Raw genomic sequence first — 23,148 nt, 5'->3', positions numbered from 1 at the left:
ATGTCCTCTCCTGCTTCCTTTGCAAAGGCTATTGGCCACGACACCCTGCGCCTGTACTGGTCACTGCTGAAAATCATGGTCCCGGTGATGGTGCTGGTGCGCATTGCCGTCGAACTTGATGCGGTTCCACTCTTGGCCGCAGCCTTTGAACCCCTGACCGGCCTGGTCGGCCTGCCCCCGGAGACCGGCATGGTCTGGGCCACCACCTGCCTGGTGGGTATTTACGGCGGCGTGGCTGTCTTGCTGGGCCTGCTGCCCGAGCTCTCCCTGAGTGCCGCCGACCTGACCGTTCTGGGCGGTATGATGCTGGCCGCACACAGCTTCCCGATCGAACTGCGGGTTGCCCGCCGTGCCGGCGTCGGCATCGGGCTGACCGTTCTTCTGCGCATGGCCTTTGCTGTTGGACAGGGGGCGCTTCTGCAAGCCTTTTACGGACACTTGGATATCCTGCAGGAACCGGGCACGGTCCTGTTGGCAACAGAAGGCGCATCACAGACACAAACCCGTCTGGTATGGCTGATCGAAAGCCTGAAATCGCTGGCCGTCATTCTGCCGGTTATTGCCGGGCTTGTGCTGGTCCTGCGCATCATGGACCGTACCGGGATCACCGCCTGGCTGACCCGGATCATGGGCCCCCTTCTGCGCGTTATGGGCATGAGCCGTGATGCAGCCCCCCTGACCATGGTCGGTGTGCTATTGGGCCTGACCTATGGCGGCGGGCTGATTATCGACCGGGCCCGCAGCGGTGCCCTGAAGGCACGGGATGTGGTGATCTCGGTGTGCTTCATGTCGCTGTGCCACAATCTGATCGAGGACAGCCTGCTCGTCCTGGCCATGGGCGGACACTGGAGCGGCATCATCGTCGCCCGCATCATCATGGCCGTCGGCGTAATTGCGATTCTGGCGCGCATCATCCACGCCATGCCGGACAGCTTGTTCCATCGCCTGGTTTTCTGCCGGGAACCGCAGGACGGCGACGCCAAAGCCGCATCATCCTGACCGGAAAGACCAATCCCGGGGCAAGCGTTGTCTGAACGCACGGCCCCGGGGTGAAGGCTGTTCTCAGATACGCTCGGACAGCCAGATTGCCAGCCGGGTCCCGGCCTTGACCGCCCCATGCAGAAGGGTATAGGCCGGCGCCTGCTCTGCACCGTTCTCATACCCGATGTCGCGGTGCTCCAGCTCTTCCTCACGGAAGCGGACAATCGCGTCACGCAGGGGCTTCTCGTCATCACCCAGCTGGTCGATCTGGCCCTGATAATGCGCGTCGATCGCTTCCTCGACAGCCACGGTGCAGGCCATCGCTGCTTTTTCACCCAACAGGGCTGTCCCCGCCCCCAGCATCCAGCCGGCGACATGCCACAACGGCTGCAGGGCGGTCGGACGCACATGCCGCGCGGCAACCTGTCTCTCGAAGTAGGTGCAGTGCTCTACTTCCTGGTCCAGCATATGACGCAGGGTTTGCGCATGCCTTCCTTTCGACAGAACAGCAAGCTGCCCGGTATAGATCCGTACGGCACCATATTCTCCGGCATGATTGACCCGCACAAAACGGTCCAGAAGCTGCTCGCGGGTCAAGTCACCGGGGATATGCCTGTCGGCTGTCTGCCCGGCAGGTGGCACATCCCGGGCCGCAGAAGACGATTCACGAACAAGGCTTTTGGTCATGGCTTATTCCCCCTTCTGCCGGGAAACCGGGAACATGCCCGACAGGAATACAAACATACCCAGCCCCATCATGAACAGGGAGGCCAAGGCATTGTAACCGGCAAAGGACACCCCGAACAGGGTCCACTGCACGACATTGCAGGCCGGGCGCACCGGACGGTCCAGTCCCTCCATCAGATCGGCAAGCCCCAAGGGACCGGGAAGCTCGCCGGTGCATCCCTGAAAAGCCCACCATCCCTGTTCAACCCCGACATGATAGCTGGCCAGAAAAGCACCTGCGGAAAAGGCCGCCGTGACAAGAAGAACCCCCGACATGGGGCTGCGTCGGGCAAGGGGAACACCAAGCCAGCATGCGGAAAGCAAGCCGGCCAGAACCCAGGGGACCCGTTCGTACAGACACAGGATACACGGCTCCAGGCCGAAGACATGCTCGGCCGTCAGGGCACCGGCAAGAGCCAGGACCGCAGCCCCCAGGATACAGGAAAAGAACAGGCGACAGGATATTGCAGATAAAGGCATGGAACTTCCGCACACATGGCAAACACCGTCGCAGAGTGCACCTCTGGCGACAAAATGACCAGCCCCGACACCATAATTTTCAGCATACAATCAGGATAACGCCATTTTTTCCTTGGCGGAGTCCTGAAAAGCCTCTATAGAGTTTCGCCTTCGCATTGGCGGGCCACGCACGGGGGTGTGGCGGAATTGGTAGACGCGCGCGACTCAAAATCGTGTTCTGCAAGGAGTGTGGGTTCGAGTCCCTCCACCCCCACCATGGCTGGCCCGCCGCGAAAGATTGCCCCGCATCCCGAGATCCCGCAAAACAGGAAGCCGGCCCGAATGAACGTTGCCGCTGTCGTCACCGAACCGCTTTATGTGCTGACCATCAAATGCCCGGATGCTGTCGGCATTGTTGCTGCCGTGTCCGGTTTTCTGGCCGAAAACGAAGCTTTCATAACCGACAGCGCCCACTACGGCGACCCGGATACCGGCCTCTTTTTCATGCGTACCTCTTTCCGCGCCGGTGGCAAAAGTTTTCCGGCCCTGGATCGGTTGAAAGCAGGCTTTGACCTGATCGGCAGCCGGTTCGGGATGGAGTGGAGCATTGACAGTTCCGGCGACCGCCCCAAGGTCATGATTGCCGTATCCCGCTTCGGGCACTGTCTCAATGACCTGCTGCACAGCTGGCGTACGGGACAGCTGACGATCGACATCACCGGGGTGGTGTCCAACCACGTTGATTTCCGTGATCTGGTGGAATGGCACGGCATTCCCTTCCACTATCTGCCGGTGACAAGGGAAACCAAGACAGACCAGGAAGCACGGATGCTGGAGCTGTTTGCGGAAACGAAGTCCGACCTGCTGGTGCTGGCGCGTTACATGCAGATTTTGTCGGAAGAAGCCTGCAAGACCTTGTCGGGACGCGCCATCAACATCCACCACTCCTTCCTCCCCAGCTTCAAGGGTGCCAAGCCCTATCAGCAGGCACACAGCAAGGGGGTCAAGCTGATCGGGGCAACAGCGCATTACGTAACCGGTGACCTGGACGAGGGACCGATTATCGAGCAGGCCGTTGAACGGGTAGACCACACCTTCTCTGTCGATGCCCTGGTACGGACCGGGCGTGATATCGAGACGATGGTCCTGTCACGGGCTGTTCGCTGGCATGTCGAGAAGCGGGTTATGGCCAACGGCAACAAGACTGTTGTCTTCCGGTAGGCATATTCTAAAGCTTGCCCTGAATGAACAAGGCCCCTGCATAACAGGGGCCTTGTTCGCATGGGGTCTGTCAGAACAGAAAATCAGACTCTTCCAGAAACGTGTTATCGCTGACCAAAATACGAATCTCTGCGCTGGCTGGATCGCCGTCCAAATCTGCATAACACGTGACACCGACCCCGTCATCACGCACCTGATACCAAACGGCATGCGCCTTTGGCGTTGTGCCGGAGAAGGACAAGGGTTGGCGCCCCTCGGCATCCTTGTCCACATCAACGCGGGCAAAGTCAATACGATCGCCTTCAGTGCGACGGAAATCTGTTATGACATCTTCCGTCACGGTACTGTCGCCATGCCAGAACCAGAACCGGTCTGCGCCACCTCCACCGGTCAGGATGTCGAATCCGCGCCCTCCTGCAATGGCATCATCACCGTCAGAACCAATCAGCCAATCGTCCAGATCCCCACCAGACATAAACGTCCCTTGCTTGCTGGAGCGGATCTCGGCACCCACATTCCGGGGGCCCAGAATACTGGTCACATCGGAACGCTGCCCCAGATCAATGACCCGATACCGGATCTGGGATGAGAAATCGGCAATGCCTCCCGAAATGGTTGGCAGATCAAGATGTGTTCCATCCAGAGAGTCCATGCCCCGGATCACCATATCAATTTCAAGCGTCTCGGGATCACCGTCGGTATCACCGCGCAGCTTGATATTTCCTCCCTTGCGGGACACATTCAATTCTTCGCCTACCCACGGGAGAAAAACTGGCTCCACAATTTCGGGAATCACAAACCACACCGAAAAAGGGGCAGGATCTTCATAGGTAAAAGCAAAACCATGCCAAGCATCCGAGCCGGGACCAACATCAAGAAGCCTCATCTCAATCCGGTCCCCCTGCTGTGGATCAAAATCCATCAGCACATCGCCCAGCGCCTCACCGGCAGAACGATAGCGAAAGCGATCGGCACCTGGTCCACCGACGAGCACATCAGCACCAACACCACCAACAAGGACATCATTGCCGACACCGCCAACCAAGGTATCGTTACCTCGCCCCCCGTCCAGAAAATCGTTTCCATCCCCACCGGAAAGGATATCGCGACCGGGCCCGCCATGTAATGCGTCATTCCCGCCCTGTCCATCCAGAAGGTCAGCGCCACGTCCGCCATACAGTGTGTCGTTCCCGTCTCCGCCAACAAGTGTATCAGCGCCATTCTTGCCATACAGCGTGTCGTTCCCGTCTCCACCAACAAGGACGTCGGACAGACGACTTCCCTGCAACGTATCCGACGTCGCTCCCCCAACAAGAACAAGCCCACCCGAAGCGGGCAAGGTCTTGCTGTCATACGTGGAATGGTTTGTCACGTTCAACATCCCTGCTCCTGCCTGTCAAATAATCCGCAACGCGGGACCGGAACACACCGCCCTATCCCGGAAGCACCTCTAACAATATACACCCTCTTAGGTTAGAGATGTGCCCATATATCAACTAATGCTGCACTCATAACAGGCCACAGCGCCCGTCCTGTCTCTTGCAAAAAATAAAGGTTCCGTGGTACGGCATGCCGTACCACGGAACCCTGCAGATCAGAATATCTCAGAACAGGAAATCTGATGCGGCAAGTGACGAGACACCCTTGAGAAGGAAGGCTATCTCCGTGGTTTCAACATGACCATCCGTATCACCACACAAAACAAGGTCACTGCCCGCAGCATTGGGCACATACCACACAGCATGTGCACGCGGCACCGTATCAGAAAATACAAGATCCTGAACGCCGGCTGCGGACGTATTGGCATCAATCAGGCTGAAATCCAGGGTATCGCCGTCATCCTGACTGAAATCTGTAATAACATCACCAACCGTTGCAGCAGCAGACCAATATACAAAAGCATCCGCACCACTACCGCCGGTCAGCACATCCTTGCCATCCCCACCGGCCAGCACATCGTTACCACCACCACCATGCAAGTGGTCGTCACCATCGCCCCCGGTCAGGGCATTGTCCGCACCGGTTCCATGCAGCTCCATCCCGACAATACGGGAACCAACCAGATTGGATATACCCCGATAATCGGCCAGATCAATGGCCGTATAAGACCGGCTTGACGAGAAGTCGACAGTATCCATGGTAAATACCGGCAGGGGAACAGAGCGGGCCTCAAGAACGGCAACGCCTTTCACAGCAATATTGATTTCGTGCGTGTCCACATTGCCATCGGTGTCTCCGTAAAGGTGTACACCTTTTCCATTGCCATCGACCTGATACCACAGGGAATGTGGACGCACGTTGGCTCCATGGAAGACAAGACCCTGCCATACATCCGGATTGTCGCCCGAGTCTATCCCGTGCAAATCAATCCAGTCCCCCTGTGACGGGTTGAAGTCTGCAATCACATCGCCGACGGTTTCATCGACAGAGCGGTAATGGAAGCGATCCGCACCCCACCCACCGGACAACGTATCCCGACCAAGACCACCACGCAGGATATCGGCCCCGGCACCGCCGGAAAGGGTATCGTTTCCATCATCACCTTCCAGCGTATCATTGCCGGCATCGCCGGTCAGAGTATCGTGGCCACGACCGCCATGCATGATGTCAGCCCCGGTCCCGCCGGTCAGGATGTCATTGCCATCATCACCGTAGAGGGTGTCATTGCCTGCTTCTCCGGTCAGGATGTCATTGCCGCTACCACCGCGCAGGGTATCATCACCGGATCCACCGACCAGGATATCATCCCCGGCTTCTCCGTATATCTGGTCGGGACCATCCCCCCCTGTCAGTACGTTTGGACCGCTGTCACCACGAATTTCCGCACCGGAATCAGCCGGGCCAACGACGTTGTTGAAGCCCCTGTAGGTGTTAATATCAATATGACGGTGATTTGACGTCATCGAGAAGTCAAGGGTCTCCGGCGCCGGAGCCTTGCCACCTGCGTCACGCCCCTGCAACCCCGAGAAACGCCCCTCGTCATCCAGAACACGTAACAGGAACTTGGAGAACTGGGATGCCGTATAACCGGATACGGAAGCCTGGGGGGTATCGTAAGGCCCGTCGCCAGGCGAAATGACAAGCGGTGCCTGCAGAGCGCCGTTCTCATCGCTGCCGGGAAGCGGCTCCGGCGTTGTTTCCGCCGACAATGCACTGTCATCGAAACGGAAATCTGCCTTGGAACCATCATGGGGCGATGGCACAAAAACCCCGCGCAGCGCCTGTAATGTTCCGGAAAGATCCGGTGTCTCGGCACGCAGCACAGGCATATCAAGGTCCGATGCCAGAAGTGACGTTATCCCCCTGATTTCCAGACTGACCTCATGGGTGCGGATGTTTCCGTCTGTATCCCCGCACAAGATCACACTGTTCCCGTCTTCCCCCGGCTTGAACCACAGTGAATGGCGCACTGCTTTTGTGCCGCCAAAGGACATGACCTGCCATCCTGGCTCGTAAACGTTGGCATCAACCTGATGCAGGTCAAGCCAGTCTCCTTCATCCCGATTGAAGTCAAGGATCACGTCGTCAACAGTATAATCGGCAAGTGCATAGCGGAAACGATCAGCCCCTGCACCACCGCTCAACGTGTCAGCACCGGGACCACCATCAAGAATATCGCGGCCATCTCCACCGCGCAAAACATCATCTCCCCTTTCGCCGTAGAGCTGGTCATCCCCACCTCCGCCAATCAGGGTATCAGCACCGTCATGCCCCGACAGCGTATCACCCTTGTCTCCACCGGACAGGATATTGGCATCGGCATTTCCATGAATCTCTGTCGCGACATCAAGGGGGCCACGTACATGATTCACCCCGTTGTAGTAATCAAGATGGACATAGATATGCTTTGTTGTGGCCGAGAAATCGACAGTATCCCCCGCAAGGGAGGGAAGCTGGAGCGCCTCGGGGCCAAAGAACTCGGTGCCCTTGAGGTAGATGGAAATCTCTGCTGTTTCAGGATTGCCATCTGTATCACCCAGCAGCTCCGTACCAAACCGTTCCCGGTCAAAACGAGACCAGAGCGCATGAGCCTGCGGCGTGGTACCGGAGAAAACAAAGCCACGCCATAAAGCCTCGCTTGATGCACTTCCTGCATCAACTATGGTCAGGTCAATCCAGTCCCCTTCCAGCATGTTGAAATCGGTGATCACATCACCCTGGGCTTCCTCGACACCGCTGTAGACGAAACGGTCGGCACCGCGTCCTCCGGTCATCTTGTCCGCGCCGGGACCGCCCGTGACAAGGTCGTCACCGTCCCCGCCATCAAGATAATCGTCGCCGGCACCGCCGTTGACATGATCGTCGCCTTCCATGCCGTACAGCGTGTCATTCCCCTCATCCCCGATGACAGAGTCCTCGTCCATACCGCCAATCAGGACATTGGCGCCACTGCCACCCAGGAGTGTTGCGGAAACAGACCTTGGCCCCATAACCTGAAGGAAGGGATGATGTTCATGCAGGTTGACCAGGTCGTAATGAATCAGGTCGGAAAAATCCAGGGTACCATCCCTGCTGACAGGCAATTGAACATCCGATGCATCAAGAACCTCGATGCCCAGAAACTGGAGATCAAGCTCAACCGTCTCAGGATTGCCATCCGTATCTCCATAAAGACGCATACCTGACCCGTCTGGATCAGGCCCGGACCACAAGGCATGGGGACGTGGCTCTTCGCCGCTGAACGTGAAAAGCTGCCACCCATCCACATGCGTGTTGGCATCAATGCGATACAGATCAACCCAGTCACCCTGATCACGGTTGAAGTCACTGATAACATCGCCCTGCACTTCGGCAGAGGTCCGATAATGGAACCGGTCCATACCCGGGCCACCGGTCAGGATATCAGCGCCGGATCCTCCCCTGAGGAAGTCATCACCATCACCGCCATCCAGAATATCGCGTCCGCCTTCTCCGTGCAGACTGTCATTGCCGCGCCCCCCGCGCAGGGTATCATCGCCACTGGCACCAACAATGTTATCCCCCTTGTCACCCCCGACAAAGGCCCCGGTGACACTGTCGGATCCCTGTATCCTGTTCCAGGCATTCAGGGCACCAACGACCGAACTGACACCCTGGAAAGTCAGTTGATCCAGGTTGACCTCTGTCGGCTGGATATGAGCCGAAAAATCGACAGCATTTCCGCGGATGACTGTCAACAGACCCAGATCACGGGCGTTGACACTGGTCACCCCTTCCATGGCGATATCAATCTCCGGGGTTTCAGGGTCACCGTCTACATCACCCTGAACGTGAACCGTATCGTCACCGTCGATAAAGACCCTGTACCAGATGGAATTTGCCTGGGGCAACTGACCGGAGAACACAAATTCCTGCCGACCGGGCACGTCAACATTGGCATCAATCGATGACACATCGACCACATCCCCTTGGGACCGATTGAAATCAACAATCAGGTCACCGTGGGTTTCCACAAAATCCCTGTAGAGGAAACGGTCTGCACCAAGACCACCGGTCAAGGTATCTGCACCCTGACCACCAACCAGGATATCAGAGCCGCCACGACCGGACAGAATGTTGCTGCCATCGTCCCCGGCTAACCAGTCATCACCAAAACCACCAAAAGCATGCTCGATATTGACGATCGTGTCTTCCTCACGACCATCCACAAGAACGGTTGCGCTTTGGGATCCCGCAAGAGCCACATTGACGGGCAACAGGGCGTCCCGGTAATCGATGGCATCCTCACCACCCCGACCGTCCACGTGATCAGGCCCGAAACCGGCAACCAGCCGGTCATTATAATCCGTCCCTTTCTGCACCGAAGAATCGGCAACCGTTATCGCGGGTCCGGTCAGAACCAGATCCTGACTGGAGAGAGAAGACGTACTTCTCAACCAGACAACACGATCTGGCGACGCATCACCATCCACGTCAACAGCCAGTGTTACACCCTGTTCCCCCGGAGCACCACGGTACCAGACAGAGTAGGGAGATGGTTCCTGACCACTGAAGCGAAGGGATGGAAGTCCGGCCCTGATCATATGCTCGCTGATTACCGACACATTAATTTTATCGCCTTCAACACTCTTGAAATCGACAATTGTGTCACGCTTGTCAGATGCCAGCTCGCGGAAAACAAACGTATCGGCACCCTCATTGCCCATCAGCCTGTCAGCCCCGTCACCACCATCGAGGTAGTCATCGCCTTCGGCACCAATCAGGAGATCATCGCCATCAAGACCGAACAAGTGGTCGTCACCCTCTTCGCCGATCAGACGATCACGCTGGTCTGTCCCGATGATTTTGTCATGACCGTGTGAGCCAATAACCGCACGGCTAGGACCAAAATCCATAGGCTGGAATTCTCTTTCGACAGACATCTGCCCCCCCGCAGGCTGTGGAAATACCCCGTCAATTGCATTGATAATCAACGACAACGTCAACAATAAAACTACATTGAAAATCAGCCCATTAATTATAATACACGGTATTATATGGATACTTTTTAACTATGAATATCTATGTAAAGCGCAATACACCAAGACGCGACAGCAGATGAACTCACATTAACAACAGTCTCTGCCCAGACTTATGTTCCACCCATGCGTTTTTCATATCCGAAAGACGCAATCCCTAATTATGTTCCTCAGACCCAAACATAGATCAAACAGATTTCCCTCTTGCCCACAGAGACAGGGCAAGGCATACCCTCCCTTCTTTTCTTGCCTGCAAACGGAAACAGGATACGGCGCCCGATGCGGGTTGATGCCTTTGACTTTGATCTGCCACGTGAACAGATTGCCACGCGCCCCGTGTCACCGCGCCACAGCGCCCGGCTCCTGGATGTGGCGCCTGATGGCCTGCACGACCGGATCATGCTGGACCTTCCCGGGCTTCTGGAACCGGGCGATGTGATGGTGTTCAATGACACCCGCGTCATTCCGGCACGCCTGTCCGGATTGCGGCCTGCCATTCAGCCCGGGGGGCAACCTGCCAGCGTGGACATCACCCTTCATCAATGCCTGGGGCCAGATACCTGGGCTGCCTTTGCAAAGGGTGCCCGCAAGCTGTCTCCCGGGCAAACCGTTGTTCTGTCAGCAGACGGGGACTTTACGGCCCGTGTCGAAGACAGGCAGGAAGGGGGCGAGATTGTCCTGCGCTTTGACCGCAGCGGGGCTGATCTGATGGCCGCCCTGGAGCATCACGGCCATATTCCCCTCCCCCCCTACATGGGGCGGAAAGATGACGCCCGCGACCGGCAGGACTACCAGACGGTTTATGCCTCCCGCGATGGCGCTGTTGCCGCCCCCACGGCCGGTCTCCACTTCACGCCGGAACTTCTGGAAGCCATTGATGGCCGGGGGATACGTCGGGTACACGTCACCCTGCATGTCGGTGCCGGCACCTTTCTGCCCGTAAAGGCCGAAGACACCCGTGATCACCGCATGCACGCCGAGACCGGGGACATCTCAGCCGAAGCTGCCCGGGCCATCACACAAGCACGGAAACAGGGCGGACGGGTCGTCTGCGTTGGTACAACATCTCTGCGGTTGCTGGAAAGTGCGGCTGCACCGGATGGTTCCCTGTCGGCGTGGTCCGGTTCCACCTCTATTTTTATCACACCCGGCTATCAATTCCGGATCGCCGATCTTCTGGTTACCAACTTCCATCTGCCGCGTTCCACCCTGTTCATGCTTGTCTGCGCCATGGCCGGCCTGGACACGATGCACGCGGCCTATGCTCACGCTATAAAGGCCGGATACCGGTTTTATTCCTACGGCGACGGGTCGCTGTTGCGGTGCAAGGATTCCTGTTGATGACGGCTTTCTCCTTCTCGGTCCTGAAAACAGACGGCGCGGCCCGCCTGGGGCGCATTGAAACCGCACACGGCCCCGTGGATACACCCACCTTCATGCCGGTTGGCACAGCCGGAACGGTCAAGGGCATGCTGCCTGAAAGCGTTGCGTCCACGGGGGCACAGATGATTCTGGGCAATACCTATCACCTGATGCTGCGGCCCGGGGCCGATCGGGTGCAGACCTTGGGGGGATTGCACCGGATGATGAACTGGCCCGGCCCGATCCTGACGGATTCCGGCGGTTTCCAGGTCATGAGCCTGGCCAAGCTGCGCAAGATGACAGAAGATGGCGTCACCTTCCGCAGCCATATTGACGGGTCATCATGGACACTGACCCCGGAACACTCCACCGATATCCAGTATAAACTGGATGCCACGGTAACCATGGCCTTTGATGAATGCACCCCTTGGCCCGTGGACAAGAAAACAGCTGCCCAGTCGATGCGGCTGTCCATGCGGTGGGCTGTACGCTCGCGGGATGCCTTTGTTCCGCGTGAGGGTTATGGCCAGTTCGGCATTGTACAAGGGAGCGTCTTCCCTGACCTGCGGGCGGAAAGCATGGCCCGGCTGCGGGAGATTGATTTCGAGGGCTATGCCGTCGGGGGCCTGGCCGTCGGGGAAGGACAGGAACTAATGTTCCAGACCCTTGACAGCACGGTACCCGACATGCCGGTCGGCAAGCCACGCTATCTGATGGGGGTGGGAAAACCCTCGGATATGGTTGGTGCCGTCGCCCGCGGCATTGACATGTTTGACTGCGTTATGCCCACCCGGTCGGGGCGCACGGCCCAAGCGTTTACCCGACGCGGCACGGTCAACCTGCGCAATGCCCGTCACCAGGACGACCCGCGACCACTGGAAGAAAACTGTTCCTGCCCGGCGTGTCGCCAATACACGCGCGCTTATCTGCACCATCTGATCCGGGCCGGGGAAATGCTGGGGCCGATGCTGCTGACATGGCATAACATCCAGCACTATCAGGATATCATGAAGGATCTTCGCTCGGCCATCGGGCAGGGAACCCTGTCGCAGTACAAAACACAGTTTGAAGCAAGCCAAGCGCTTGGTGATATCGAACCCCTGACGGTGGAGAAACCGGAATGACCAACAGCGACCCCTCGGGCCTGACCCAGCTTGGCCACGCGTCTGCCCTGCCCTCCTCTCCGGAAGCAGCCACCCTTGAGACCGTGCCCAACCCGCATCCGGGCACGCTGTATGTCGCACGCTTTGCTGCACCGGAATTCACCAGCCTGTGCCCGGTCACGGGACAGCCGGACTTTGCCCACCTGGTCATCGACTATGTACCCGGTGCCACGCTGGTTGAATCCAAGAGCCTGAAGCTTTTTCTTGGCTCATTCCGCAATCACGGGGCCTTTCATGAAGACTGCACCGTCTACATCGGGAAACGTCTTGCCGAAGTCCTGAAGCCAGTATGGCTGCGGATCGGGGGGTACTGGTACCCGCGTGGAGGAATCCCGATTGACGTCTTTTATCAGACCGGTCCAGTGCCGGAGGGGGTCTGGCTTCCGGATCAGGGCGTGCCTCCATACCGCGGGCGGGGCTAGATCGTATCGCAGGCCGTTGCGCTGACGGGGTCAACAGCCTCTGGATCCAGCACAGCCAGCGACACCACGTGTCCGCAGGCCTCCAGAAAACGGCGCAAATCCGATGCCGCAATGGTGGTTGTCGCCGTATTTTCCAGGGGATGAAAGTTCAGCAGCGGTTGCTGCATCATCCAGGCATCCAGAACCACGCGCACGGATTGCGCCTGACGATCATTGAGAAGGGCAAACGGTGTCACTGATCCCGGGCGGACCCCAAGGGTTGCCCACAGGCGATCGGCTGAACCAAAGGACAACCGCCGTGACCCGATGCGATCAGGCAAGGCCTTCAGATCAATCCGGCGCTGTACCGGGGCAACCAGAAGCCAGTTCTGGCGGCCAGCATCCCGCAGAAACAGGTTCTTGCAATGCACGCCGGGGATATCAGCCCAGCATTCAGCCCCATCCTCCACGGTAAAAACCGGAGCATGCTCCCGGGTTGTGGTCTTGATTCCAAGGTGATCCAGAAAGGTAAACAGCTCCGCCCGGGATATAAAAGATGTCATAAAACCTCCAGCACTGACAAAGAACGCTACCTGTCCTGCACAAAAGAAAAATCGTGCCGTCTTGACGGCACGCCGGTCAAGGGACATGGTGACCGGGCGCATACGATGGACTGGAGCAATGTGGGGCAAGGTATTCGGTGGAATGGCCGGACTGATGACGGGGGGACCGCTTGGCGCTCTCCTGGGGGCGTCTTTCGGCCACTTTTTCTGGGATCGCCAAGGCGTTTTCCGTGCCTTTGATCCTCTGGGCTTCTTCCGCATTGCCGAAGTATCCCTGCGCCAGTTCCAAGCGGGGACAACCGACACCGCCCTGTCAGCGGCCCTGCTGATCCTGTCCGGTCATCTGGCCAGATTGTCTGGCTGGGACCCCGACCGGGGGCAAACAGCCTTGTTCCGGGTCCTGTCGCTGGCGCCCCAGGACAGGGAAACCGCGATTGCCCTGTTCACCCGGGGCTATGATATGCCCGAGCTTCCGCTCCCCCTGCTGCGGGGACTGGCTGTTCTTCTGGACAATGACCCCGACAGGGCCGATGCCCTACTTGCTGCTTTGGGCGCTTTTTCGGCCAGTGAAGGAAAACCTTCAGTCGCGGTTCATAAAGCGCTGGACACAATAGCCGCCGCCTTGGGACGTCGGCCTGGCACGATGCCAGGCGGAGTTGGAATGGGGCTGCAGGAAGCGTACTCCACTCTTGGTGTCCAGGACCGTGACGACGATGACACGGTGCGCAAGGCCTACCGGGCCCTGCTGCGCAGAAATCATCCCGATGCCCTGACGGCACAGGGTGCAAGCCCGGCTGATGTAGCCGCAGCCGGTGTACGCATGGCATCCATCAACGCAGCATGGGATGAGATTGCCCGCCATCGTGGCCTGCGCCGTTAACCTCCAGATCCCACATTCCCGTTTTGCGGAGTTTTTTTTTCGTGCGCCCTGTTGACATCTTTCTTGCCCTGTTGGTTCAGGTTTTGTGGGGCCTGAACTTTGTTGCCGTCAAAACCGGACTTGCAGACCTTCCCCCCATTCTCCTGGTCACACTGCGCTTTGGCCTGGTCGCCCTTCTGGTCGTTCCTTTTCTGCGTATCCCGCTAAATGCGTTGCGTGATGTCATCCTGCTTTCCTTTACACTGGGCACACTCCACTTTGCCCTGCTGTTTATCGGCATGGCTGATATCAGCGCCGGAACAACAGGCATCCTGATTCAGTTGGGTGTTCCGTTTTCTGCCCTTCTTGGTGTCATCTTGTACCGCGAAAAGCTTGGTCCCTGGCGTATAGGGGGGTTGGCCGTTGCTTTCTCCGGCGCGGCTCTTCTGGCTGGCGGACCCGACGTACCCGAACTTGCACCGGCCTTGTTGCTGATCATCTCGGCTTTTGCGTGGGCAGCATCCAACTTGTTGGCCAAGAAAACCAGCACCGTCAACCCCGTCGCCTTGTCCGGCTGGATGAGCTTGTTTGCCTTCCCGCAAACCGCCCTGTGGTCCTGGTTGACCGAGGAGGGGCAGATGCAAGCCATCGCATCTGCCGGATACCAGACCTGGATAGCCCTTCTTTATACAGCGATCGCATCATCGATTATCGCATACGGCCTGTGGTACTGGCTGTTGCGCCGACACCCGGTCAGCCATGTTGTCCCCTTCTCCCTGCTCAATCCCGTTGTCGGCATGACTGTTGGCGTTCTGCTGCTTGGCGAGGATGTAACAGCGTGGAAGGTTGGTGGTGCCCTTCTTACCCTGACGGGCGTCGGGACCATCTTGTGGAGACAAGCCTTGCACGCAAACCGGAAAACGGAAGAAACCCAGACAGATCCTCTCCCGTCTGTCTCCCCGGAAACAAAACCATCCTCATAAAAGACACGTCCCGGATGACCCTTGCCGCCACGAAAGCAGGCAGGGTCATCCGGGACGGTATCACGTCGTGACTGCACAAGCGCAACAGGCTCTGGGGCACCTGTTAACGTGGCAATCAGAGAAAAAGCGCGGTGATCATGAAACATTGAAATCACGCCAAGACAGACAATACATAACGTCCGTATCTGTTCTCTTTATCTCTTCCGGAAACACTCCGGCCTACAAATGCAACCCAGGCCAGAGTCTCTTGCATATTTTGTTGTGGAATTCTTCCTTATTCACGATATCTTGATTACGTCTCACACGCTATAAGCGTAATTGGTGTCAAACAACACGCTGTGTACAGAGCCGTAATAGGCGCTGCATGTCATAGCCAGCTTTTACAAGCCAAGATGGATCAAGAAATACGATGCAGTAGAAAACGGGAGGAATATCGTGTCCAGCACAGTGTACGAGAAAGTTCGATCCAATCCAAAATTTCACGATCTCTGCACACGGCGCACCCGTTTTGCATGGATTCTTTCGGTGATCATGCTGGCCATATACTTCGGCTTTATTGCTGTTATCGCCTTCTCTCCATCCCTGTTCGGAATCCCCATTTCAGATAAAGGCATTACAACAATCGGGATTCCCATAGGAATTGGTGTTATCGTGTCCGCCTTTGTCCTGACAGGGATCTATGTTGCCCGAGCCAATAGCGAATACGATGATCTGACCCGCCAGATTGTGGAGGAATCCCGCTGATGTTGCATCGTTCCGGCTTTTCCCTCCTTCTTTCCTGCCCCCTTGTTCTGGCTGCATCCACAGCCCTGGGGGCAGGTTCCGTTGACGGCGCTGTCCAGAAACAGGCAACCAACTGGACCGCCATTGCCATGTTCCTTGCCTTTGTTGCAGCAACACTCGGTATTACATACTGGGCTGCCAAACGCACAAAATCGGCCAAGGATTTCTATGCTGCGGGAGGCGGTATCACTGGCTTCCAGAATGGGCTGGCCATTGCCGGTGACTACATGTCCGCAGCCTCGTTCCTGGGGATTGCAGGCTTGGTGTTTACATCAGGCTTCGATGGCCTGATCTACTCGATCGGCTTCCTTGTCGGATGGCCGATTATCCTGTTCCTGGTGGCTGAACGCCTGCGCAACCTGGGTAAATACACCTTTGCCGATGTCGCATCTTTCCGGCTCCAGCAAACGCCGGTTCGGTCCATGGCCGCATCCGGAACATTGGTTGTTGTCATCCTGTACCTGATTGCCCAGATGGTCGGAGCCGGCAAGCTGATCCAGCTGCTTTTTGGTCTGGACTACGGCCTTGCCGTCGCGGTGGTTGGTGTTCTGATGGTAGCCTACGTCATGTTCGGCGGCATGCTGGCCACAACGTGGGTCCAGATCATCAAGGCTGTCTTGCTGTTGTCAGGCGCAACCTTCATGGCCGTCATGGTACTCTCCGCTGTTGGCTTCTCGCCGGAGGAAATGTTCGCGCGTGCTGTAGCCAACAGCCCCAAGGGCAAAGCCCTGATGGCCCCCGGTGGCCTGGTGGCCGACCCGATTGATGCCATATCGCTGGGCATTGCCCTGATGTTCGGAACAGCGGGGCTGCCCCACATTCTCATGCGCTTTTTTACCGTCTCGGATGCCAAGGAGGCCCGCAAATCCGTTTTCTATGCGACCGGATTCATCGGGTACTTCTACATCCTGACCTTCATCATCGGGTTCGGGGCCATTGTTCTGGTTCTTGGGCATCCGGAGTTCATGGCCGCAGATGGAAAAGGGATCAAGGGCGGATCAAACATGGCCGCCATTCATCTGGCCGCGGCAGTGGGAGGTGATGTCTTCCTGGGCTTTATCTCTGCGGTTGCCTTTGCCACAATCCTGGCCGTTGTCGCCGGGTTGACCCTGTCCGGTGCCTCGGCTGTTTCCCATGATCTCTATGCTTCGGTCTTCCGCGACGGGAAAGCCGAGGAAGCCGACGAGATCAGGGTCTCCAAGATCACGACCCTGTGCCTGGGAGTTGTCGCAATCCTGCTGGGCATTGCCTTCGAAAGCCAAAATATCGCTTTCATGGTTGGCTTGGCGTTCTCGGTTGCGGCATCCGCCAATTTCCCGGTTCTCTTCCTGTCGATGTTCTGGAAAGGACTGACGACAAAAGGGGCCTTTTATGGCGGCTTTTCCGGGCTGATCTGCGCCACGGTTCTTGTTGTGCTGGGTCCGCCGGTATGGAAAACGGTTCTGGGACATCCTGCTGCCATTTTCCCGTACAGCAACCCGGCCATCATTTCCATGCCTCTGGCGTTCCTGGTCGCGTGGATTATGTCGAAGATGGACTCTTCCGCCACGGCCGCCGCCGAAATGGTGGCCTTTGAAGACCAATATGTCCGTTCACAGACCGGCTTGGGCGCAGAGGGGGCATCCAAGCACTAGGAACAAGAACCCCGGCAAAACGAAAGCCCCCGGGATGCACACAAGGCACGCCGGGGGCTTTTTCATCTGTAAACCCGCCTGATGTTGTGGATACAGGCCCGATGAGTGCCTTTGATTTCTCCATGCCACCGTTTGACCTTCTGGACGTCCCGGGACGGGAGAAGGTGGCACGCGCGGCCGACATTGCCTACTTCCAGCCCGGTGAACGCCTGACATCGCCAGACACGGCGCAAGACCACCTGTTTGTCATCATGAAGGGCATTGTCACGGAATATGACGGTGACACCCTGGTCACCGTCCACGGACCGGGGGACTGCGTAGGTGCCATGACCTTGATCCGGGGGCGCGCGTCCCCTGTATGCGAGGCACGGGAAGAAACGCTGGCCTATACACTTCCGCGCCAGCTGCTGCTGGACCTGTGCCGGAGCAACCTGCCCTTTGAACGGTACTTCACCGCATCGGTCAGCGAACGTCTTCTGGCTCGTGCCGAAGCCCGGACAAACAGGGGCATGGCGGCCTTCATAGTTGCCAAGGTCGGTGATGCCTACCTGCATCCACCTGTTTTTGCCGATGGCGCAACGGGGCTGCGCGATGCCGCACTGATGATGAAGAAAAACCACGCCACCAGCCTGTTGGTAAAACACGCGGATGGTCGCATTGGTATTCTGTCCGGCAGTGATATCCGCGAAGCGGTTCTGATTGAACAGAAGCCGTTGGATACACCGGTCGAACAATGCGCCAGCTTCGGAACAATCACCGTCCGTGCCGATGATTTCCTGTTCAATGCCCAGGTCACGATGACCAGGCACGGTGTGCGTCGGCTGCCTGTCCTTCATGACGGCCATGTTATCGGTGTCCTGGAATTGATCGATCTGCTTGGCTACATGTCCAGTCATTCCCATCTGGTTGCCATCCAGATCGAGCGGGCTGACTCTGTAGATACCCTGGACAAGGCCGCCCGGTCATTTGATCCCCTGTTAAGGGGACTGCATGGCTCAGGGGTCAAGGTCCGCTTTATTGCCGAAATGGTCTCGGATCTTTCGCGCAAGCTGCAAAGGCGCCTGTTCCAGTTTCTGGCTGAACCGGAACTTGGGGAAAAAAGCTGCCTGATTGTAATGGGATCGGAAGGACGTGGCGAACAAATGGCCCGGACCGACCAGGACAATGCCCTGATTGTCGAGGACAGTATTGATCCGGATACGCTGGAACCCCTGTGTCAGCGCTTTACCGAAGCCATGATCCGGTTTGGATGGCCACCCTGCCCCGGCAACATCATGGTCTCCAATCCCCAATGGCGCAAAACCTGTTCTGCCTTCCGCGACAGCCTGTTCCAGTGGATAGATCAACCCAGTGAACAGAGCTTCATCAACCTGGCCGCATTCCTGGATGCACAGCCGGTTGCCGGGTCTCCGTTATTGCTCCACAGCCTGAAAGAAGACCTTTTCAGCCGTGTCAGCGACAGCGACATGTTCATCAGCCATTTTGCACGACCTGTATTGTGGTTTGATACCCCCGGGGGCGGCCTATGGCACACCCTGCTGCAAGGAGGCGGTCGCAGCGAACCCCTGGATATCAAGAAGGCCGGAATCTTTCCCGTTATACATGGTGTCAGGGCACTCGCCCTGCAGGGACGGATCATGGAAACCAATACCTTTGACCGCATTGATTCCCTGCGGGACACTGGAAGGCTTGACCGGGGCCTGGCCGACGAACTGGTAGAGGCCCTGCAGTTCATGATGGAGCTGCGCCTTGGAATCAGCATTGGCCATAAAGGTACGGATATCACAGGCACAGACACCCTGATTAATCCCGGGACCCTTGGCAAGCTGCAGTACGATGCCCTGCGGGATTCCTTGGCGATTGTCCGTCGTTTCCGCAATCACCTGGTGACGCGCCTGCGTCTGGATGCATTCTAGGAGAGGCTTATCCTGTGTTCTCGCTGCTCAGCCATGCTTGGAACAGACGCTGCCTGAAAGATCTGTCGTGGCGCTTTTTGTTCGGGCCGGAACACCCGGACGAAGTCGTCTGCTTTGATTGCGAAACAACCGGACTGGACCGGGAAAAGGATGATATTATCTCGCTGGCTGCGGTCCGGATTCGCGGAAACCGGATCCTGACCAGCCGGAGCTTGGAACTGTTCATTCGCCCGGGTCGGGCCATAAACCGGGATGCCATCCGCATCCACCATCTGCGTGAAACCGATGTGGCCGGTGGCTTTGCCCCACAGGAGGCCATGGCGCGCTTCCTGCATTTCATCGGCACACGCCCGCTGGTCGGCTATTATCTGGAATTTGACGTTGCACTGGTAAACCGCCTGCTGAAACCATGGCTGGGGATTCGCCTGCCAAATCGTCGAATCGAGGTGTCCTCTCTCTACTACGACAGAGAAATTGCACGACACGATCCGCTGTGGAGGGGGCATGTTGACCTGCGCTTCGATACCATGATGCAAACACTGGACCTGCCACGCCTCCAGGCTCACAATGCCTTGGATGACGCCGTTATGACGGCCCTGATGTATGTGAAACTTCGTAGCAAACCTGTGCGGAAACACGGAGAACGATCATGAAACGCAACATGGGAACAATAGACCGGGCCCTGCGCCTGATTGCAGGCGTTGCACTGATTGGTTCAGCCCTTGTCGGGGCCATTGACGTGTGGGGCTATGTAGGAGTGATCCCGCTGCTGACCGCCGTATTCGGCTACTGCCCGGTTTACGTCCTGTTCGGTTTCCAGACCTGCCCGCTTGAGACTGAGGACACCAGCCAGGGGAATCCACCAGCCAACGCATAACGATGACATTTGCGTGAGTCAGGATTCCAGTTTCAAGCCTATGACTCCGCAGACAATCAGTGCGGTAAAGACAACCCGCCGGACCGTCAGCGGGTCTTGGTGCAGGATGATTCCGGCAGCAACAACCCCGACAGCCCCTAATCCAGTCCAGACCGCATATGCCGTCCCGATCGGAATTCCCCTCATGACAAAGGACAAAAGCCCGATATTCAGAACCGTCAGAAATAAGCAGCTTCCAAGTGTCATAACCCCGGGCTCCTGTTGGATGGCCTTGAGGCTGAGTGCCCACATTACCTCGGTAACAACCGCCAGAAACAAGACCCCCCAGTAAACAGACATTCCGATACCCCACAGATAAACAGGCCAACACCGCCTGTGCCCGGAAACGGGTATCACCATAAGAAACGTTTGCAAACTGTGGCAAAGAAAAACGGTGCCGGGTTGTTCATCCGGCACCGCCCGTACGCAACAAGGAAACAGCACACTACCTGAAGAGCTGCAGCACCGACTGTTCAGACTGACCGGCGAACGACAGCGCCTGAATACCCAGCTGCTGCCGGGTCTGCAGGGCCAGAAGGTTTGCACCTTCCTCGTTCAGGTCGGCAAGAACAAGCTTGTCAGACCCTTCAGACAGGATGTTTGTATAGTTCTTGGTAAAGTCCAGTCGCACCTGGAGAATAGCAACCGCACCACCGAAGGATGCCGCCTTGGCACGCACGTTGTCGATTGTGCGCTCCAACCGGTTGGTAACCTTGTCGGCAAAGTTGTTATAGCTGGCCAGATTCGGTGCAACCGAAAGATTATAGGATGAAAGAGCCGCCGTAAATCCGAGGCGCTTGAGAACAGTAATCCCCAAACCAGCTTTTGAAACATTCATACTCAATATGCCATTGAGCGTCGTACGGAACAAGCGTGAGGCGTTGAAGTTCAGGCCGTTGATCTCCAGCTTCGAGTCCGCTTTTTCAGAGAAATAGACTGTCAGCTTGGCCGCTGAAGAATTCAGCAGGTTTTGACCTTGGTAGGATGTGTCATCCACCAGCTTCTGGATCTGCCAAGCCAACGAACCAAGCTGCGACGTGAATTCCTGCCGCTGTTCCTTGGTCGCCGTACGCGAGCTGTTGACAATACCGCGCATCTGGTTGGCCAGCTGCTCCAGACGCTCGGTTGTCTCGACCACCACCTTCAGGGCATTGATCCCTTGGTCAATCGAGTCCTTGCGCGCAGAGAGATCGCGGGAGCGGTCACTGAGTGATTTGGCCTGAAAGTATTTCAGGGCATCATCGATAACCGAAGACACGGCCTTGCCTGTTGACAGACGCCCTTGGGTACGATTGACCAAAGACTGCGTATACTGCAGTGACAACAGGTTCGCCCGGCTGGAGGCAGTAAGGGAGATATCAGCCATGGGTTTGCATCCTCTATTCTTGAAAATGCCTTCAACCCCGTTCTGGGGGATCTCCAGCACAAGCGCGCCCGGAAGATCTGTCCGTGCAGGCTGTCCCGATGACGCAATACTGCATTTACAGGAGAAGTGTTACCCAATGGTTAGTGGCTAACCCCTTCAAAACACAAACATATAGGCAGATATTGCCTAGTGCCGGAAAGGGCTATGAAATATAAAAACAAACATCATCTGCATCAGATTCCGTGTACAGTACCGACGGGGAATTTTATCAATCACCATTGTTTCCCGATTGTCATTAACAGGGGGAAATCTTATGCACGACCCAGTTCCCATTCGTCGGTTCGACTCTCCGTCACCCGATCTGGACGGCGCTTCCATTCTGGTAACCGGTGGAACCGGGTCTTTTGGTCAGCAGTTTGTGCGCACGGTTCTGGACCGCTACCGCCCCAAACGCTTGGTTGTCTTCTCCCGCGATGAACTGAAGCAAAGTGAAATGGCGGCTGTCTTCCGACCGGAGACGCACCGCTGCATGCGTTATTTTCTGGGTGATGTACGCGATCGCATGCGCCTGGAATTTGCCATGCGGAACATTGATTACGTCATTCATGCCGCTGCCCTGAAACAGGTTCCGGCAGCCGAATACAATCCGATAGAGTGCGTCCATACCAACATCATAGGGGCCAAGAACATTGTATACGCCGCCATCCGGGCTGGCGTGAAAAAGGTTGTTGCACTGTCTACTGACAAGGCTGCCAATCCTGTCAACCTGTATGGGGCCAGCAAACTGGCCTCGGACAAAATCTTTGTCGCAGCACGCCACATTGCGGGCGGCTCTCCCCGCTTTTGCGTTGTCCGTTATGGCAACGTTCTGGGATCACGGGGCAGCGTGGTACCTTTCTTCCTGGACTTGATGGCACAAGGCGTCGACAGCCTGCCCGTAACGGACGAGCGGATGACACGGTTCTGGATTTCCTTGGAACAAGGTGTGGATTTCGTCCTGTCCAGTCTGGCTCTGATGCAGGATAGCGAAGTGTTTATTCCAAAAATTCCCAGTGCCCGTGTTGTTGATATTGCAAAATGGATGGCCCCTCACCTGAAACTGCACACCGTTGGCATAAGACCGGGCGAGAAACTGCACGAAGCCATGATCCCCCTGGACGATGCCCGGTCTACGCTCGAACTGCCGGACCGCTACATTTTATTGCCGGTACCAACGCACTCAGACACACCGCGCCGGGAATTTGCCGGGGCAACACCGGTTGATGAGTCCTTCTCGTATACATCAGACAAAAATAACGAGTGGATTGACCAAGACGCTTTTCTGTCTGCCGTTCACAGCAAATTTCCTGACAAACGCCATCTTCTTTCCTCATCGTAG

20 protein-coding genes and 1 tRNA gene are annotated in these 23,148 nt (G+C 57.0%); 14 read left to right on the top strand and 7 right to left on the bottom strand.

The window, feature by feature from the left end; all coding sequences use genetic code 11:
* Complete coding sequence (locus tag HEQ72_RS08780; protein ID WP_168023137.1) at positions 1-999, top strand: hypothetical protein; 999 nt, start codon at positions 1-3, stop codon at positions 997-999.
* Positions 1,000-1,062: 63 nt separating this feature from the next.
* Here the strand turns inward: HEQ72_RS08780 and HEQ72_RS08775 are convergent, their stop codons facing one another.
* Positions 1,063-1,668, bottom strand: a complete 606-nt coding sequence (locus HEQ72_RS08775; RefSeq protein WP_168020378.1) for a demethoxyubiquinone hydroxylase family protein — start codon at positions 1,666-1,668, stop codon at positions 1,063-1,065.
* 3 nt (positions 1,669-1,671) lie between these two features.
* Positions 1,672-2,187, bottom strand: a complete 516-nt coding sequence (locus HEQ72_RS08770) for a disulfide bond formation protein B (RefSeq protein WP_168023136.1) — start codon at positions 2,185-2,187, stop codon at positions 1,672-1,674.
* 171 nt (positions 2,188-2,358) lie between these two features.
* Here HEQ72_RS08770 and HEQ72_RS08765 point away from each other — a divergent pair.
* Together HEQ72_RS08765 and purU are read left to right on the top strand one after the other, a co-directional pair.
* Positions 2,359-2,443, top strand: a tRNA-Leu gene (locus HEQ72_RS08765).
* Positions 2,444-2,508: 65 nt separating this feature from the next.
* Positions 2,509-3,387, top strand: coding sequence for a formyltetrahydrofolate deformylase (gene purU, locus HEQ72_RS08760; RefSeq protein WP_168020382.1), 879 nt, complete (start codon positions 2,509-2,511; stop codon positions 3,385-3,387).
* Positions 3,388-3,457: 70 nt separating this feature from the next.
* Here purU and HEQ72_RS08755 read toward each other — a convergent pair whose 3' ends face one another.
* Positions 3,458-4,759: a calcium-binding protein gene (locus tag HEQ72_RS08755; protein WP_168020384.1), complete on the bottom strand. Its 1,302-nt coding sequence runs from the start codon at positions 4,757-4,759 to the stop codon at positions 3,458-3,460.
* 232 nt (positions 4,760-4,991) lie between these two features.
* A complete protein-coding gene (locus tag HEQ72_RS11510) occupies positions 4,992-9,728 on the bottom strand; it encodes a hypothetical protein (RefSeq protein ID WP_168023134.1) in 4,737 nt (1,578 codons plus the stop codon).
* A 375-nt stretch (positions 9,729-10,103) separates the two neighbouring features.
* Between HEQ72_RS11510 and queA the strand changes: the two genes are divergently transcribed.
* From queA to queF, 3 genes are read left to right on the top strand one after another with little or no spacing between them, the layout of a single operon-like run.
* Positions 10,104-11,165, top strand: coding sequence for a tRNA preQ1(34) S-adenosylmethionine ribosyltransferase-isomerase QueA (queA, locus tag HEQ72_RS08745; RefSeq protein WP_168020386.1), 1,062 nt, complete (start codon positions 10,104-10,106; stop codon positions 11,163-11,165).
* Positions 11,165-12,310 carry a tRNA guanosine(34) transglycosylase Tgt gene (gene tgt, locus HEQ72_RS08740; RefSeq protein ID WP_168023133.1) on the top strand — a complete coding sequence of 382 codons (1,146 nt, stop codon included), beginning with the start codon at positions 11,165-11,167 and terminating at the stop codon, positions 12,308-12,310. The genes queA and tgt overlap by 1 nt, the downstream gene beginning before the upstream one ends.
* Entirely contained in the window at positions 12,307-12,771 is a 465-nt protein-coding gene (queF, locus tag HEQ72_RS08735) for a preQ(1) synthase (RefSeq protein ID WP_168020390.1), read from the top strand. Before tgt ends, queF begins: the two co-directional genes overlap by 4 nt.
* Here queF and HEQ72_RS08730 read toward each other — a convergent pair.
* Complete coding sequence (locus HEQ72_RS08730) at positions 12,768-13,313, bottom strand: prolyl-tRNA synthetase associated domain-containing protein (protein ID WP_168020392.1); 546 nt, start codon at positions 13,311-13,313, stop codon at positions 12,768-12,770. The genes queF and HEQ72_RS08730 overlap by 4 nt on opposite strands.
* Before the next feature lie 142 nt (positions 13,314-13,455).
* Between HEQ72_RS08730 and HEQ72_RS08725 the strand changes: the two genes are divergently transcribed.
* From HEQ72_RS08725 to HEQ72_RS08695, 7 genes are all read left to right on the top strand, one after another.
* Positions 13,456-14,193 (top strand): DnaJ domain-containing protein, encoded by a 738-nt coding sequence (locus tag HEQ72_RS08725; RefSeq protein WP_168023132.1) that lies wholly within the window; start codon positions 13,456-13,458, stop codon positions 14,191-14,193.
* 41 nt (positions 14,194-14,234) lie between these two features.
* On the top strand, positions 14,235-15,155 hold the full coding sequence (locus HEQ72_RS08720) for a DMT family transporter (protein ID WP_168020396.1): 921 nt from the start codon (positions 14,235-14,237) through the stop codon (positions 15,153-15,155).
* 435 nt (positions 15,156-15,590) lie between these two features.
* Positions 15,591-15,899 (top strand): DUF485 domain-containing protein, encoded by a 309-nt coding sequence (locus HEQ72_RS08715; RefSeq protein WP_168020398.1) that lies wholly within the window; start codon positions 15,591-15,593, stop codon positions 15,897-15,899.
* Positions 15,899-17,572 carry a cation acetate symporter gene (locus HEQ72_RS08710; protein ID WP_168020400.1) on the top strand — a complete coding sequence of 558 codons (1,674 nt, stop codon included), beginning with the start codon at positions 15,899-15,901 and terminating at the stop codon, positions 17,570-17,572. Before HEQ72_RS08715 ends, HEQ72_RS08710 begins: the two co-directional genes overlap by 1 nt.
* 101 nt (positions 17,573-17,673) lie before the next feature.
* Positions 17,674-19,488: a DUF294 nucleotidyltransferase-like domain-containing protein gene (locus HEQ72_RS08705; protein ID WP_168023131.1), complete on the top strand. Its 1,815-nt coding sequence runs from the start codon at positions 17,674-17,676 to the stop codon at positions 19,486-19,488.
* Positions 19,489-19,502: 14 nt separating this feature from the next.
* Positions 19,503-20,141 carry a 3'-5' exonuclease gene (locus HEQ72_RS08700; RefSeq protein ID WP_168020405.1) on the top strand — a complete coding sequence of 213 codons (639 nt, stop codon included), beginning with the start codon at positions 19,503-19,505 and terminating at the stop codon, positions 20,139-20,141.
* Complete coding sequence (locus tag HEQ72_RS08695; RefSeq protein WP_168020406.1) at positions 20,138-20,365, top strand: DUF2892 domain-containing protein; 228 nt, start codon at positions 20,138-20,140, stop codon at positions 20,363-20,365. Before HEQ72_RS08700 ends, HEQ72_RS08695 begins: the two co-directional genes overlap by 4 nt.
* Positions 20,366-20,383: 18 nt before the next feature.
* On the opposite strand, the gene HEQ72_RS08690 is transcribed toward HEQ72_RS08695, so the two are convergent.
* Positions 20,384-20,704: a DMT family transporter gene (locus HEQ72_RS08690; protein ID WP_168023130.1), complete on the bottom strand. Its 321-nt coding sequence runs from the start codon at positions 20,702-20,704 to the stop codon at positions 20,384-20,386.
* Positions 20,705-20,849: 145 nt separating this feature from the next.
* Positions 20,850-21,770 carry a flagellin gene (locus HEQ72_RS08685; RefSeq protein ID WP_168020408.1) on the bottom strand — a complete coding sequence of 307 codons (921 nt, stop codon included), beginning with the start codon at positions 21,768-21,770 and terminating at the stop codon, positions 20,850-20,852.
* Positions 21,771-22,083: 313 nt separating this feature from the next.
* Here HEQ72_RS08685 and pseB point away from each other — a divergent pair, with 313 nt between their 5' ends.
* Complete coding sequence (gene pseB / locus HEQ72_RS08680; protein ID WP_168023129.1) at positions 22,084-23,148, top strand: UDP-N-acetylglucosamine 4,6-dehydratase (inverting); 1,065 nt, start codon at positions 22,084-22,086, stop codon at positions 23,146-23,148.

This window comes from Haematospirillum sp. 15-248, assembly GCF_012102665.1.
Lineage (GTDB): Bacteria > Pseudomonadota > Alphaproteobacteria > Rhodospirillales > Rhodospirillaceae > Haematospirillum.
Note: the sequence above shows the minus strand (reverse complement) of the source record. Positions and strands in the feature narration are given on the sequence as shown.